The organism is Phenylobacterium sp. (assembly GCF_965229015.1).
Taxonomy (GTDB): domain Bacteria; phylum Pseudomonadota; class Alphaproteobacteria; order Caulobacterales; family Caulobacteraceae; genus Phenylobacterium.
In genome coordinates this window covers 1,362,828-1,376,797 of record NZ_CBDDIM010000002.1, presented here as the reverse complement: position 1 = coordinate 1,376,797, position 13,970 = coordinate 1,362,828, and the positions used below count along the sequence as shown (strand labels likewise).

The window sequence follows — 13,970 nt, the reverse complement described above, 5'->3', positions numbered from 1 at the left end:
CCTAGCTCGTGGTCTCTTCCGTCGCCGGGGCCGCGGCCAGGGGCTCGAGCTCCATCACCGGCAGGCGCACGCTGACCGTGGTCCCCTCCCCCAGCTGGCTTTCGATGGCCATCTCGCCGCCGTGCAGCTCGGCGAAGGCCCGCACCAGGGACAGGCCCAGACCCGTGCCCGCCGCCCGCTGATCGGCGCCGCCGGCCTGTTCGAAGGGCCGGCCCAGGCGCTGCAGGTCGGTGGCGCTGATGCCGGTGCCGGTGTCGGCCACGATCAGCTCCAGCACCGGCCCCTCGGCGTGGGCGGTCACCGTCACGGCTCCGCCCTTGGGGGTGAACTTGAGCGCGTTGGAGATCAGGTTCAGGGCGATCTGCTTGAGGGCCCGCCGGTCGGCGGTGACCTCCAGGGGATCCTTGGGCATCAGGCCGCGCAGGTTGACTCCCGCGCGGTCGGCCTGGCCGCGCATCAACCGCATCACCGCGGAGATGGCGTCGCGGGCGTCGAACTCCTCGCGGTGCAGCTCGAAGCGCTCGGCCTCGATCTTCGACATGTCCAGGACGTCGTTGATCAGCTCCAGCAGGTGCTCGCCGGACTCGTGGATCAGGGCCGAATACTCGGCGTACTTGTCGGGCATGGGACCGAACAGCGACTGCCGCATGATGTCGGAGAAGCCCATGATGGCGTTCAGCGGCGTGCGCAGCTCGTGGCTCATATTGGCCAGGAAGCGGGACTTGCCGGCGTTGGCGGTCTCGGCGTCGATCCGGGCCTGATCCAGGGCGGCCTCGCGGGCCCGTTGGGCGCCGGCGTCGCGGATCGAGCCGGTCATCCGGGTGGGGTTCACCCGGCGCAGGGTCAGCTCGTGCCACAGGGCGGGCGCGCCGGCGGGGGCGAACCCCACCTGGGCCTGGCCCTCGACGATGGCGGTGCGCAGGGCCTCGTCGATCCGGGGCCGATCGGCCGGCGTGGCCAGCTGCGACAGGGACCGGCCCACCAGGATCTGCCCCTTGAGGCCGCGGGGCGCCGGGCCCCAGGCCGCCGCCAGCTTGCCGCCGGGATGGATGGAGATCAGCAGGTGGGGCTGGTCCCCCAGGGCTTCGCGCAGGCGGGCCTCGATGAGGGCGCGGCGGCGGGTGTCGAGGATCACCCGGCGCTGCAGGACGATCAGGGCCACGCCCAGGCAGACCGAGATGGTGATGATCGCCACGGCCCCGAGCCCGGCGGCCAGGTTTGGGGGCGGCGGCGCAGGCAGGCTGAGGGTGTAGCCGGTGAGCAGGGACAGGCAGATGGCCGCCAGGCTGATGGCCGCCCCCAGGGCCAGGCGGTCGATCCGCGCCATGGCCGCCGCCGCCGCCAGGGGGGCCAGGTGCCAGACGGCCATCGGCCCGGCGACGCCGCCGGTGAGCAGGGCGGCCAGCACGCCGCCGGCGCCCCAGTTGAACAGGATCAGGCTGTGGGCGGCGATGTGGCGCGAGCGCGCCAGCAGCAGACCGGCCAGGGCCGGGGCGGCCCCCAGGGCCAGGGCCGTCATCGAGGCCGGGGTCTGGATGACGGGTGAGAACAGCAGGACGCCCGTCCCCAGGGCCAGGATCGCCAGCCAGGTCGCGTGCCACCACAGGAGCTCCCGCGGCGCCTGGCCGCCGGAGGTCCCCATGGGTCTGGTGGACGCGTTCTCGACCACGATCTGTCTCTGGACCTCCCGCAAGGCGCACGCACGGCGCCAGCGCAGAACCTTACCGTCGCAGGTGAGTCCCTGCGAGGCTGCTCGCGTCCCGCGCGATGAAGTCCAAGTGCATGAAGTTTCAACAGGAAACGAAATCGTAAGCGGCGCGAGCCCAAGTTGGGGACCAACACAGAGGCGCGATCCCTCCTTCATGGCTCAACCGGCCCCCCTTCCGGACTTCGACGACGCCACGCCGCCGGCCCGCTCGCCGCGGCGGGACGCGCGCGCGCGGCGAGAAGCGGCCCTCGACGAGACCCAGCGCTCGTTCCTGCGCATGGTCAGTCACGAACTGCGCACGCCGCTGAACTCCATCCTCGGCTTCTCGGAGATCATTTCCCAGGAGCTCTACGGGCCGCTCGGCGCCCCGCAGTACAAGGAATACGCCGGCATCATCCGCGCCAGCGGCCAGCGCCTGCTGAACCTGGTCAACCAGATCCTGGAGATCGCGCGGCTGGAGGGCCGGGCCATGGACATGGACCTGCGCGACGAGCCGCTGGACCACGCCCTGGACGACGTCCTCGACGGCCTGCGCGAGGAGATCGCCCACCGCAACACGGTGATCATCGTCCGCGACGAAGGCGCCCTGCCCCGGGTGAAGGCCGACCCGCGGGGCCTGCGCACCATCCTCACCAACCTGCTGCACAACGCCGTGGTCTTCTCGCCGGAGGGCTCGGCCATCGAGGTGCTGGCGCGGCGCGACGGCGGCGACATCGAGATCTGCATCGCCGACCAGGGCCCGGGCCTGGAGGTCGCCGACATCCCCCGCCTGTTGCGTCCCTTCGAGCAGGGGGACAGCGCGCTCACCCGCCGCAGCGAGGGGGCGGGGCTGGGCCTGCCCATCGTCAACCTGCTGTGCCAGGCCATGGGCGGCCGTCTGAAGCTGATCCCGGGCGCCGCGGGCGGGCTCACCGCCCAGGTCCGGCTCCCCGCCGCCTGAGCCGGTGGATTGCGTCGCCGCGGTTGCGCCGGCCCGGCCGGGCGCTTAAGTCGCCGACAGCATGCGCACCATCCAAGACGACCTCGCCGACCTGGTCTCGGAGTTCGACCTCCTGGGAGACTGGGAGGAACGCTATCGCTACGTGATCGACCTGGGCAAGGAACTCGCCCCCCTGAGCGACGCCGAACGCAGCGAGGCCAACAAGGTCCGCGGCTGCGCCAGCCAGGTCTGGCTGGTGACCGAGCCCCACGCCGACGGGACCGTCACCTTCCGGGGGGATTCGGACGCCCACATCGTGCGCGGCCTGATCGCGGTGGTGCTGCGGCTCTATTCGGGCAAGCCCGCCAAGGCGATCCTCGACTTCGACGCCAAGGAGGCCTTCGACCAGCTGGGGCTGAGCGGCCATCTTTCGGCCCAGCGCTCCAATGGACTGGCCTCGATGGTCGCCCGCATTCGCCGCGACGCCGGGGCGCTGGTCTAGGACTTCAGGCCGCGCGGATGCCGCTGCTGGACGAGCTCTGGCCCTGGATGCCGACCACCGCGTCGTAGCCGAGGATCATGTCCACATCGACGCCGTTGGTGGCCAGCGGCAGGCGCAGCCAGAGGATCGACATGTGCGAGGCGCCGCGCCAGGAGAGGCTGTGGACCCCCACCGCCGGGCGGCGCTCCTCGACGATCTTGCCCAGTTCCACCCGCCAGTAGTCGGCGGCGGCGGAGTTGTAGACGTCGTCCAGCCCGCGGCCGGTGATCTCGCGGCCATAGACGCTGTAGAGGCCGGTGCCGGCCAGGCGCAGGCGGAAGTCCAGGGGATCGCGGCGCACGTCGATCAGGCTGACCGTCGGCAGCAGGCGCTTGAAGTCCTCGGGCTTGATGTCGCCACGGCCAGGCAGCCGCGGCCCATGCCGGAGTCCCGCCCAGTAGGCGTAGAGCTCCTCATGCGCGCGGGCGGCCGCCGCCGAAGATCCGATCTGTGCCGCCATATTCAGATTCCTTAACAACCCCTTGGAATCACGACGAATCACTTATGGCCTGAGCCGCGAATCGGCGGCAAGGCGAAATCATGGCCTAGGCGCAGAAAACCGCTTTTGCCGCAGGTTCCAGACAACAGAACGCCCGCCGGGTGGGCGGGCGTTCCGTCGTCACGATGAAATCGCGGAGAAGCCTACTTGCGCTTGCGCGGCGCCTGACGGCCGCCCTGGCCGAGGCCCATCTGCTTGGCGAGATCCGAGCGCGCCTTGGCGTAGTTCGGCGCGACCATCGGATAGTCCTTCGGCAGGCTCCACTTGGCCCGGTATTCCTCGGGGCTCATATTGTACTTGGTGCGCAGGTGGCGCTTCAGAGACTTGAACTTACGGCCATCCTCCAAGCAGACCAGGTGGTCCGGAGTGATGGAGCGGCGCACGGGAACCGCGGGTTCCTTCGGCGCGGCCTCTTGGACGTCCGCGCCCTGCGAGATTCCGGACAGAGCGCGGTGGATGCTCTGGATGAGGGCGGGGAGATCCGACGCTGCGACCGAATTGTTACCGACGTAGGCGGAGACAATATCCGCCGTCATCTCAATGACTTCCGACTTTTCGTCCATAATTCTCGATTCCGTGCTGGGTAACTACCCAAGTTGGGGGGATGACTGATTCACGACATCAGTTAAGGCGTCATTATAGGGGACTCAGGACCAGCACAAGCGGCGATAATCCGCGACATCTTGGCCGAACACGTTCGATACCAAGACAAACGGGCCTTATGCACCGGAAGGTGGCGCCCCGCGTCCAGTAGCCAAATACGATATTCTGCACTGCAACAGTGAGCTTAGGCGCCGAACAACAGCAGCCCGCGCGGGGCGACCTTGTAGGCGGCTTTTGCTCGAACCGAGCCTAACGTCCGAATTCCTTGGAGAGCGCAAGCATCGCTGCGCGCTGCGGCACCGAGTATTCATCGACGCCGTCTTCATCGCCGTCGCGAATGGCCTTCAGCAACGCCGGGGTCAAGGCCGAGGACAGGGACCAGTTCCAGTAGCGCAGAACGGTTTGCGCGCGATCGACCGCCACCATGTCATAGGTCACCAGCACCCGTTCCAGGTTGGGATTGGGGCTGCCGTCGGCCTCGGTTTCGGGCCGCCGCAGGCCGCGCCACAGGGCCCGCACGGCCTGTTTGGGCAGGCCGGTGGCCTTGCACAGAATGGCCAGGGGCTCGCCGCCCGGATCGGTGAAGATCTTGGCGCCGGTCATCGGCTTGAGGCCCGAGAGGTAGGAGATCTCCTCGGCCGTTTCGCGGGTCAGGCCGCTCTGGGCGGCCGCCACGGCGGCCTCAAGGCTGTCGAAGGGGGACTTCTCGATCGCCGCCCGGTTGCGCTGGCGGCGTTCGATGAACTGCAGCGCCTTGCGCGCCAGCGGGTCCTGCCAGTTCTCCGCCGCGGCCATGGGGAAGATGTCGCCCGTGGCCTCCTGCAGCACCTCGCGGGAGACGGCGAACCGCTGGAGGATGGTGCGCCGCGCCTCGGCGTCGGCCCACCAGAACAGCACATAGGCGTGGGCGGGACGCAGTTCGGGCCGCTTCAGCAGGGTCGGGGCCGTGCGCGCGTCGCCCCGGGTGGAGGCGACGATGGCCTCGACACAGGCGTTGGACAGCTTGGCCAGCTCGTTCTTCAGCAGGCACTCGATGACCAGGGCCTCGCCGAACTCCACCAGCACCTCGCAGACCACCTCGCTGACCCCGCGGCGCAGGGCGATCAGCCGACGATGCTCCAGGCCGGTCGAGCGCGCGCAGTCCAGCAGGTCGCTGTCGCTGAGCGAGGCGCAGTTGCTGAGCAGGGCCTCGGCGATGTCCACGTGGTCGCGCAGCAGCAGCCGCACCAGGCTGGCCGGAATCTCGGTCAGGTTGGCCAGGCGCCGCGCCACCTTCAGCCGATCTTCCGGCTCGGCCTCGCGAAGCATGTCCACCAGCAGGTCGGCGGTCATGGCCCGCTCGAAGGCGTTCACCCGCGAGGACGGCAGGCAGACGACATCGGCCATCCGTTTCAGCAACGCGGTGCGCGCGCGGAAGACGGGAACTTGGTCGGTCGGTGTCGCAGCTTGATTCATGATGGATCCACGCTGAGTCCATCATACCGGCCTTAACCGGACGTGTTCATGTCACTTGAACGTGGGGGCGCTCCACTGCTCCCAGATGTCGGGCACATCGGTGGAGACCTTGTCGGTGAAGGCCGGCGGGCGCTTCTCCAGGAAGCTCATCACCCCCTCGCGGGCGTCGGCCATGGCGCCGCGCTTCTGGATGCCGCGGCTGTCGGCGCGGTGGGCCTCCATCGGGTGCGAGGCGCCGGCCATCCGCCAGATCAACTGGCGGGTGATGGCGATGGAGACCGGCGCGGTGTTGTCGGCGATCTCGCGGGCCAGCTTGCGGGCGGCCGGCAGCAGGTCGTCAGGCGCGTGCAGCGAGCGGACCAGCCCCTTCTCCAGCGCCTCCTGGGCCGAGAAGATGCGGCCGGTATAGCACCACTCCAGGGCCGTCTGGACCCCCACCAGCCTGGGCAGGAACCAGGAGGAGGCCGCCTCGGGATTGAGGCCGCGACGGGCGAACACCAGACCGAATCGCGCCTCGGTGGACGCCATCCGGATGTCCATGGGCAGCTGCATGGTGACGCCGACCCCCACGGCGGGGCCGTTCACCGCGGCGATCACCGGCTTGAGGCTGTCATAGATTCGCAGGGTCAGCAGGCCGCCGCCGTCGCGCTGCACGCCCTCGCGGGTGCGGGCTTCCTTGTCCTCGCCGCCGCGGGCCTCGTAGTCGAAGGTCTGGGCGCCGCCCGACAGATCGGCGCCGGCGCAGAAGCCGCGGCCGGCCCCGGTGACGATCACCACCTTGACCGCGTCGTCGGCGTCGGTGACGTCGAAGGCGGCGATCATGTCCTTCATCATCTGGGTGTTGAAGGCGTTGAGCTTGTCGGGCCGATTGAGGGTGATCGTGGCGATCCCGTCCTCGACAGCGTAGGCGAGCGTCTCGAAAGTCTGCGAAGCCATCGTCTTCCTCCCATGATTTTCTTCAGTTCGCGCCGCTTGACGGACGGTCCGTCAAGCACCGCATATGCTCATTAACAACGATAAGTTTGGGAGGAGCCAGGAGCGCCAAAGCGGCGGCCTGGCCCAGTTTTAGGACCCGCCATGCATCCGGCCACCCACGCCACGACCCATCCCGACCGCGCCGCCTACATCATGTCGGGCTCCGGCGAGACGGTGACCTACAAGCAGCTCGACGAGCGCTCCAACCAGGGCGCCCAGCTGTTCCGGTCCCTTGGCCTGAACACCGGCGACGTCATCGCCATCCTGATGGACAACAGCCCCCGCTTCTTCGAGATCGCCTGGGCGGCCCAGCGCTGCGGCCTCTACTACGCCTGCATCTCGTCCAAGCTGCAGGCGGGCGAAATCGACTACATCATGAAGGATTGCGCGGCCAAGCTGCTGATCACCTCGGCCGGCGTTGGCCCGGTGATCGACGAGCTGCCGGCCCTGCTGCCGGGCGTGAAGCTCTACATGGTGGGCGAGGCCCGCGCCCCCTACGAGAGCTTCGAGGCCGCCCGGGACAAGATGCCCACGACCCCGGTGGCCGACGAGAGCGCCGGCGCCGACATGCTCTATTCCTCCGGCACCACCGGCCGTCCCAAGGGGATCAAGCCGGCCCTGACCGGCGCGCCGATCGACGCCCCCAATCCGCTGGCCATGATGGCCCAGGGTCTGTTCGGCTTCCGGCCCGACAGCGTCTACCTGTCCCCCGCGCCGCTCTATCACGCCGCCCCCCTGCGCTGGTGCATGAGCGTCCAGCGGCTGGGCGGCACTGTGGTGGTGATGGAGAAGTTCGATCCAGAGGACGCCCTGCGCCTGATCGAGAAGCACAAGGTCGACGTCGGCCAGTTCGTGCCCACCCACTTCGTGCGCATGTTGAAGCTGCCGCAGGAGGTCCGCGACCGTTACGACGTCTCCTCCATGCGCTCGGCCGTCCACGCCGCCGCCCCCTGCCCCATCCCGGTGAAGGAGCAGATGATGAGCTGGTGGGGTCCGGTGATCCACGAGTACTACGCCGGCAGCGAAGGCAACGGCTTCTGCTACATCGGCCCGGAGGACTGGCTGGCCCACAAGGGCTCGGTGGGCAAGGGCACCACCGCCGAGGTCAAGATCTGCGACGACGAGGGCGAACCCCTGCCGCCCCGCAGCGAAGGCGTCGTCTACTTCGCCAACGGCGCGCCGCTCACCTATCACAACGCCCCCGACAAGATCGCCGAGAACACCAACAAGCACGGCTGGACCACGCTGGGCGACGTGGGCTGGGTGGACGAGGAGGGCTTCCTCTACCTGACCGACCGCAAGAGCTTCATGATCATCTCCGGCGGGGTGAACATCTATCCGCAGGAGATCGAGAACCTGCTGGTCACCCATCCCCGCGTCGCCGACGTGGCCGTGGTGGGCGCCCCCGACGAGGAGATGGGCGAGAAGGTCGTCGCGGTCATCCAGCCCGCCGACTGGGCCGACGCCGGGGACGACCTGCGCAACGAGCTGATGGCCTATTGCCGGGCCAACCTCTCCCACATCAAGTCGCCGCGCATGCTGGAGTTCATGCAGGAACTGCCGCGCCACCCCACAGGCAAGCTCTACAAGCGCCTGATCCGCGACGCCTACTGGGGCAAGGAAGGCTCCAAGATCGTCTAGGGCCTGTCCTCATAATTTCGGGCAAGTCCGCCTTCGGCGCAGAAGCCAATGCCAGCCTTCGACCCCTTGCAGACGTCCAGCAAACCGTCACAGTCACCGAATGCAGAAGAGCGGCGCACCTGCGGAAGTCACCCTGAGCCTGCCGGATGGCGACACCGTCGTTCTCGTACAGATGCTCGGGAGCGCAAGCGATCAGGAGGAGGTGAACCGCAACGTCTGCCGCTGCACGGCGAGGGGTAAAGTGCTCTGGCGCATCCAGTCGGTGGCGGATGACGGCGAGCGACAGCCCTTCACCAACATCTCTCTGACCGATACCGGGCGGCTCACCGCGTACAACTGGAACGGCGGTGAGTATCTTGTTGACCTAGAGACGGGTGACGTCGGCAAAGGCATTTTGGTCCGCTAACCACCCATCTCTGACATTCCCAGGGTCAGCCTGTCGGTCGTCGCCGCCAAGCCTGCGGCTTCGCCGGCCTTCAGTCTGTGAGTACATGCCCTAGACGACTTCCCCGTTCGGTGTAGTCTGGCTCCAACATGAGCCCGCAGACCCGCCTCGCCCGGAAAGTAGCCAATCCCCTCCCGGGGATTGGACGCGCGCGAGTCTAGCCAGACCTCACCGCAATCCGATCCCCCGCAAGCCTGCGGATGGATCGGACAGACCCTCTCCATCCGCGTCACAGATGGAGACAGACATGACCCAACCCGACTGGTGGTACGACGATCTCAGGCAGGTCGGCCTCGACTTCGAGGACGAAGGCCAGGTGGCGACCTACGACGGCCGCCAGGGAGGCGACGCCGCCGCCGACCGCGCCCTGCTCTCGGGCCTGGGGGTGACCCGCGACACGGCGCTGGCCGACATCGGCTGCGGCACCGGCATCCTGGCCTGCGCGGCCGCCGGCATGGCCCGTTCGGTCCGGGCCATCGACGTCTCGGGCGCCATGCTGCGCACCGCCCAGGCCCGGGCCCGCGACCAGGGGCTGAGCAACATCGCCTTCGAGCGGGGCGGCTTCCTGACCTTCCCCGCCAGCGGCGACCTCGACCTGATCGTCACCAAGAACGCCCTGCATCACCTGCCCGACATGTGGAAGGCCGTGGCGCTCACCCGCATGCGCGACGCCCTGAAGCCGGGCGGGCGGCTCTATATCCGCGACGTGGTCTTCAACTGCCCGCCGGACGCCATCCCGCGCACAGTGGAGAGCTGGATCGGCTGGATGACGCGGGAGACCGGCTACAGCCGCGAGGACGTCGCCTGCCACGTGCGCGAGGAGCACACGACCTTCGGCTGGATCTTGGCCCGCATGATCACCGAGGCCGGCTTCCGCCTGGTGAGCCGGGTCCATGACGGCGTCTACGGGACCTATGTCGCCGAGGCCATCGCCTGATGCGCCCTTGCCCGCCGCCCGTCAGATGCTAGACGTCGAACACCTGTTTCAAAGACGACGGAGAGACGTATGAACCCCGTGGAATTCAAGGATCTGCCCGGCCTGGTGGGCCAGGAGACCGGCGTGTCGGATTGGCTGGAGATCACCCAGGACCGCGTCAACAAGTTCGCCGAGGCCACCGGGGACCATCAGTGGATCCACGTCGACGTCGAGCGCGCCAATCGCGAGATGGGCGGACCGATCGCCCACGGCTATCTGACCCTGTCGCTGCTGCCCTTCCTGGGCGGCGGCCTGCTGCCGGTGAAGGGCGTGACCCGCGGCATCAACTACGGCTCCGACAAGGTTCGCTTCGTGAACATGGTCCGGGTCGGCAAGCGCGTGCGCCTGCGTCAGAAGCTGATCGGCGTCGAGCCCAAGGCCGGCGGCGTGCAGATCCGCAACGAATGCACCATCGAGATCGAAGGCGAGGACAAGCCCGCCTGCATCGCCGAGACCTTGTCCCTGCTGTACGGGGCGTAAGACCTGAGAGTTCTCCCTGCCCTTCGGGGCGGGGAGGCTACCAGTCGGGCGAGACGGCCTCTTCGGCCGAGGCCGCCTTGGCGCCCGTGAACACCTCGTTGGAGGCTGTGGTCACCGGGGCGTAGGGGTTCTCCACCAGGCCGATGGTCTCGCGGATGTACTTGGCCTGGGTGACGATCCCGATCTCCAGGCGCTCATTGTTCAGCTCCACCTGCTGGGTCAGCAGACCCGCGATGAACTGCGCCGGCTGCGCCTCGGTGGCGCCGACGCGGCGGCGCGAATTGTCGGCCATGAACACCGGCCCGCCCGAATTGCCCGGGAAGACGCTGAAATCCAGCAGGAAGGTCGGGAAGACCTTGGCCGGGGCGATGGGATAGGAGGCCACGCGGCCGGCCCGCAGGATCGGGAAGCCGGCCCGGTTGGCGGCCAGGCCGCGGGGGAAGCCGAGCGCCATCATCTCGTCGCCCGCGCCCACCTGCAGGCTGGCGAAGGTCTGGTCGTCGGCCAGCCAGGTCAGGGGGATGGCGGCCTTGGCGAACTCTTCCGGCGCGGTGATGGAGATGGCGGCCACGTCGCGGGACGGGTGGTGGGTCCACAGCTCATGGCCGGCGCTGTCGCGGATCTTCAGGGTCTGGGGCGAATAGGTCCAGGAGCCGTCGGGATTCTCGATCCGGTAGCCGATCCGCGCCTCGGCGCCGGGCATCTTGGAGAGCACGTGATTGGCGGTGACGAGGACGGTGTGCGGCTGGCCGTCGGGGCTGATCGACTGGATCAGGAACCCGGTGCCCACGGTGCGCGTTCCATCGCCCAACGGCTGCTCTAGCTGCACCGTCGCGTGGATCAATTCCACGGAAAGGTCATAGACCATCGACGCCCCCGAAAAAGTCGCAACTCACGCACCCGACTAAAGCAGATAGTTCCTTAAGATCACGGTTAACGCAAAGGCCCATCTGGCCTGCGACCCGTGCGCCCGATTGCCGCGTCGGAAACGCCTCAAGGCCTTGAGAGCGCCTCAGGCCTGGCGCATCTAACGGGCATGACCCGTCCCACACCGCCCACCGCCCGGCGCCAGCCGAAAACCTTCACCCAGCTCGGCCGCACGCGCGTCGACGACTACGCCTGGATGAAGGACGACAACTGGAAGGAGGTGCTGCGCGATCCCAAGGTGCTGCGCGCCGACATCCGCGAGCATCTGGAGGCCGAGAACGCCTACACCAAGGCCCTGCTGGAAGCGCCGACCCAGGCCCTGCAGGACGCCCTGTTCGCCGAGATGAAGGGGCGGATCAAGGAGGACGATTCGTCGGTGCCCGCCTCCGACGGGGCCTGGGACTACTATGTCCGCTACGAGATCGGCGCCGAGCATCCGGTGCATGGCCGCCGGCCGCGGGGCCGCAATGACGGCGAGGTGGTGCTGCTGGACGAGGAGGCGCTCTCCAAGGGCAAGCCCTTCTTCCAGGTGGGCGCGGCCCATCACAGCCCCGACCATCGGCTCTACGCCTGGGCCGCCGACGAGCAGGGGTCGGAGTACTACACGATCCGGATCAAGGACCTGGCCACCGGCGAGGCCCTGCCGGTGGAGATCGAGAGCGCCTACGGCGACTTCACCTTCTCGCCCGACAGCCAGTGGCTGTTCTGGATCTGGCGCGACGAGAACGCCCGCCCCTCCAAGGTCTTCCGCCGCCCAGCGCGCGGCGGCGAGGACATCCTGGTCTATGAGGAGGCCGACGAGGGCATGTTCCTCGGCGTCGGGACCACCGCCGACGACAGCCACATCGCCATCCATGTGGGCAACCAGGAGACCACCGAGATCTGGTTGATCCCGGCCGCCGATCCGACCCGCCCGCCCTTCGTCTCCGAGCCGCGCCGGGTCGGGATCAAGTACGAGCTGGACCACTGGGGCGACCGCTGGGTGATCCGCACCAATGACGACGGGGCCATCGACTTCAAGCTGGTGACCAGCACCGCGGAGATTCCGGCCAAGTTCACCTGGGCCGACTTCGTCCCCCACAAGCCCGGCCGCTACATCACCGGCTTTTCGGCCTATGCGGGCCACCTGGTGCGGCTGGAGCGGGTCGACGCCAGCGACCGCATCGTGGTGATGGACCGGGCCGGCGGCGAACACGAGGTGGCCTTCGACGAGGAGGCCTATGCCCTCTCCCTCACCGGCGGCTACGAGTACGACACGCCGCTGACCCGCTTCGTCTACCAGTCCCCCACCACGCCGCGGCAGTGGTTCGACTACGACATGGCCACCCGCGAGCGGACCCTGCGCAAGACGCAGGAGATCCCCTCCGGCCACGATCCGGCCCGCTATGTGGCGCGCCGCCTGATGGCCAAGGCCGCCGACGGCGCCGAGGTTCCGATCACCGTCCTGATGCTGAAGGACACCCCGCTCGACGGCTCGGCGCCCCTGCTGCTCTACGGCTATGGCGCCTATGGCCACGCCATGGAGCCCAGCTTCTCGATCCGCAGCCTCAGCCTGGTGGACCGTGGCTGGATCTGGGCTGTGGCCCACGTGCGCGGCGGTTCCGACAAGGGCTGGGGCTGGTTCCTGGATGGCCGCAAGGAGAAGAAGATCAACTCCTTCACCGACTTCATCGCCTGCGCCGAGCATCTGTCTGCCGAGGGATACGGCAAGGCCGGGCGAATGGTGGCCTATGGCGGCTCGGCCGGCGGCATGCTGATGGGGGCGGTGGCCAACCTGCGCCCCGACCTCTGGGCCGGGATCATCGCCGCGGTGCCCTTCGTCGACGTGCTCAACACCATGAGCGACACCACCCTGCCGCTGACCCCGCCGGAGTGGCCCGAGTGGGGCAATCCGCTGGAGGACGCGGCGGCCTACGACACCATCGCCGCCTACAGCCCCTACGACCAGGTCGCCGCCCTGCCCTATCCGCCGATCCTGGCGACCGGGGGCCTGTCCGATCCGCGCGTCACCTATTGGGAACCGGAGAAGTGGGTGGCCAGACTGCGGCAGTTCTCGACATCGGATGCTCCCATCCTGCTCAAGATCAACATGGAGGCCGGCCACGGCGGCGCCTCGGGGCGGTTCGACTTCCTCAAGGAGATCGCCCTGGACTATGCCTTCGCCATCTGGGCGATGGACAAGGGGTGGGAGAAGCCATGATCGTCAGAGCTTCGCTGGAGAGCGACGCGGCCGCCCTGGCGGCCATCTACGGCCACGACGTCCTGCACGGCTTCGGCACCTTCGAGGAGGTCCCGCCCTCGCCTGAGGAGATGGCCGCGCGCCGCCTGGCCATCGTGGAGCGGGGCCTGCCGCACCTGGTGGCCGAGGCGGACGGCAAGGTGCTGGGCTTCGCCTATGCCGGCCTGTTCCGGCCCCGCGCGGCCTACCGGTTCACCGTGGAGGACAGCGTCTATGTGGCCCCCGACGCCAAGGGGCGCGGCGTGGGCAAGGCCGTCCTCACGGAGGTGTTGGCGGCCTGCGAGGCGCTCGGCCTGCGCCAGGTGATGGCGGTGATCGGCGACAGCGGCAACGCCGGCTCCATCGGCCTGCACCGGTCCCTCGGCTTCGAGCATGCCGGGGTCTGCCGCAGCGTCGGCTTCAAGCATGGGCGCTGGGTCGACACCGTCTGGATGCAGAAGCCCCTGAACGGCGGCGACGCGACCCTTCCCGACGCCGGCGGCCTGGTCCTGACCGGCCACTAGACCCTGACCGTTTCAGATGGATCCATCTGAAACGGCAAGAAGGGTCCAGCTTCAAAACT

At 68.4% G+C, this 13,970-nt stretch carries 14 protein-coding genes; 8 read left to right on the top strand and 6 right to left on the bottom strand.

Features of this window, described 5'->3' with window-relative positions; genetic code table 11:
- Position 1: 1 nt before the first annotated feature.
- Entirely contained in the window at positions 2–1,669 is a 1,668-nt protein-coding gene (locus ACO06I_RS23025; protein WP_421934951.1) for a sensor histidine kinase, read from the bottom strand.
- 193 nt (positions 1,670–1,862) lie between these two features.
- Here ACO06I_RS23025 and ACO06I_RS23020 point away from each other — a divergent pair, with 193 nt between their 5' ends.
- Entirely contained in the window at positions 1,863–2,648 is a 786-nt protein-coding gene (locus ACO06I_RS23020; RefSeq protein ID WP_421934950.1) for a sensor histidine kinase, read from the top strand.
- A gap of 61 nt (positions 2,649–2,709) precedes the next feature.
- Positions 2,710–3,129 (top strand): SufE family protein, encoded by a 420-nt coding sequence (locus tag ACO06I_RS23015; RefSeq protein WP_421934949.1) that lies wholly within the window; start codon positions 2,710–2,712, stop codon positions 3,127–3,129.
- Positions 3,130–3,133: 4 nt separating this feature from the next.
- Here the strand turns inward: ACO06I_RS23015 and ACO06I_RS23010 are convergent, their stop codons facing one another.
- The 4 genes from ACO06I_RS23010 to ACO06I_RS22995 form a co-directional block, all read right to left on the bottom strand.
- Positions 3,134–3,628, bottom strand: coding sequence for a PAS domain-containing protein (locus tag ACO06I_RS23010; protein WP_421934948.1), 495 nt, complete (start codon positions 3,626–3,628; stop codon positions 3,134–3,136).
- Between the two features lie 182 nt (positions 3,629–3,810).
- Positions 3,811–4,230, bottom strand: a complete 420-nt coding sequence (locus ACO06I_RS23005; protein ID WP_421934947.1) for a MucR family transcriptional regulator — start codon at positions 4,228–4,230, stop codon at positions 3,811–3,813.
- 289 nt (positions 4,231–4,519) lie between these two features.
- A complete protein-coding gene (locus ACO06I_RS23000) occupies positions 4,520–5,725 on the bottom strand; it encodes a DUF2336 domain-containing protein (RefSeq protein WP_421934946.1) in 1,206 nt (401 codons plus the stop codon).
- 51 nt (positions 5,726–5,776) lie between these two features.
- Positions 5,777–6,661 carry a crotonase/enoyl-CoA hydratase family protein gene (locus tag ACO06I_RS22995; protein ID WP_421934945.1) on the bottom strand — a complete coding sequence of 295 codons (885 nt, stop codon included), beginning with the start codon at positions 6,659–6,661 and terminating at the stop codon, positions 5,777–5,779.
- Between the two features lie 141 nt (positions 6,662–6,802).
- On the opposite strand from ACO06I_RS22995, the gene ACO06I_RS22990 reads away from it, so the two are divergent.
- The 4 genes from ACO06I_RS22990 (at position 6,803) to ACO06I_RS22975 (ending at position 10,242) form a co-directional block, all read left to right on the top strand.
- Positions 6,803–8,341, top strand: coding sequence for an acyl-CoA synthetase (locus ACO06I_RS22990; RefSeq protein ID WP_421934944.1), 1,539 nt, complete (start codon positions 6,803–6,805; stop codon positions 8,339–8,341).
- A gap of 100 nt (positions 8,342–8,441) precedes the next feature.
- Positions 8,442–8,747 (top strand): hypothetical protein, encoded by a 306-nt coding sequence (locus ACO06I_RS22985; RefSeq protein ID WP_421934943.1) that lies wholly within the window; start codon positions 8,442–8,444, stop codon positions 8,745–8,747.
- 286 nt (positions 8,748–9,033) lie between these two features.
- Positions 9,034–9,723, top strand: a complete 690-nt coding sequence (locus ACO06I_RS22980; protein ID WP_421934942.1) for a class I SAM-dependent methyltransferase — start codon at positions 9,034–9,036, stop codon at positions 9,721–9,723.
- A 69-nt stretch (positions 9,724–9,792) separates the two neighbouring features.
- Positions 9,793–10,242: a MaoC family dehydratase gene (locus ACO06I_RS22975; RefSeq protein WP_421934941.1), complete on the top strand. Its 450-nt coding sequence runs from the start codon at positions 9,793–9,795 to the stop codon at positions 10,240–10,242.
- Positions 10,243–10,279: 37 nt separating this feature from the next.
- On the opposite strand, the gene ACO06I_RS22970 is transcribed toward ACO06I_RS22975, so the two are convergent.
- Positions 10,280–11,032 carry a trypsin-like serine peptidase gene (locus ACO06I_RS22970; protein ID WP_421934940.1) on the bottom strand — a complete coding sequence of 251 codons (753 nt, stop codon included), beginning with the start codon at positions 11,030–11,032 and terminating at the stop codon, positions 10,280–10,282.
- A gap of 246 nt (positions 11,033–11,278) precedes the next feature.
- Here ACO06I_RS22970 and ACO06I_RS22965 point away from each other — a divergent pair, with 246 nt between their 5' ends.
- Together ACO06I_RS22965 and ACO06I_RS22960 are read left to right on the top strand one after the other, a co-directional pair.
- Positions 11,279–13,369: a S9 family peptidase gene (locus tag ACO06I_RS22965; protein ID WP_421934939.1), complete on the top strand. Its 2,091-nt coding sequence runs from the start codon at positions 11,279–11,281 to the stop codon at positions 13,367–13,369.
- Complete coding sequence (locus ACO06I_RS22960; RefSeq protein WP_421934938.1) at positions 13,366–13,911, top strand: GNAT family N-acetyltransferase; 546 nt, start codon at positions 13,366–13,368, stop codon at positions 13,909–13,911. Before ACO06I_RS22965 ends, ACO06I_RS22960 begins: the two co-directional genes overlap by 4 nt.
- Positions 13,912–13,970: the final 59 nt, after the last annotated feature.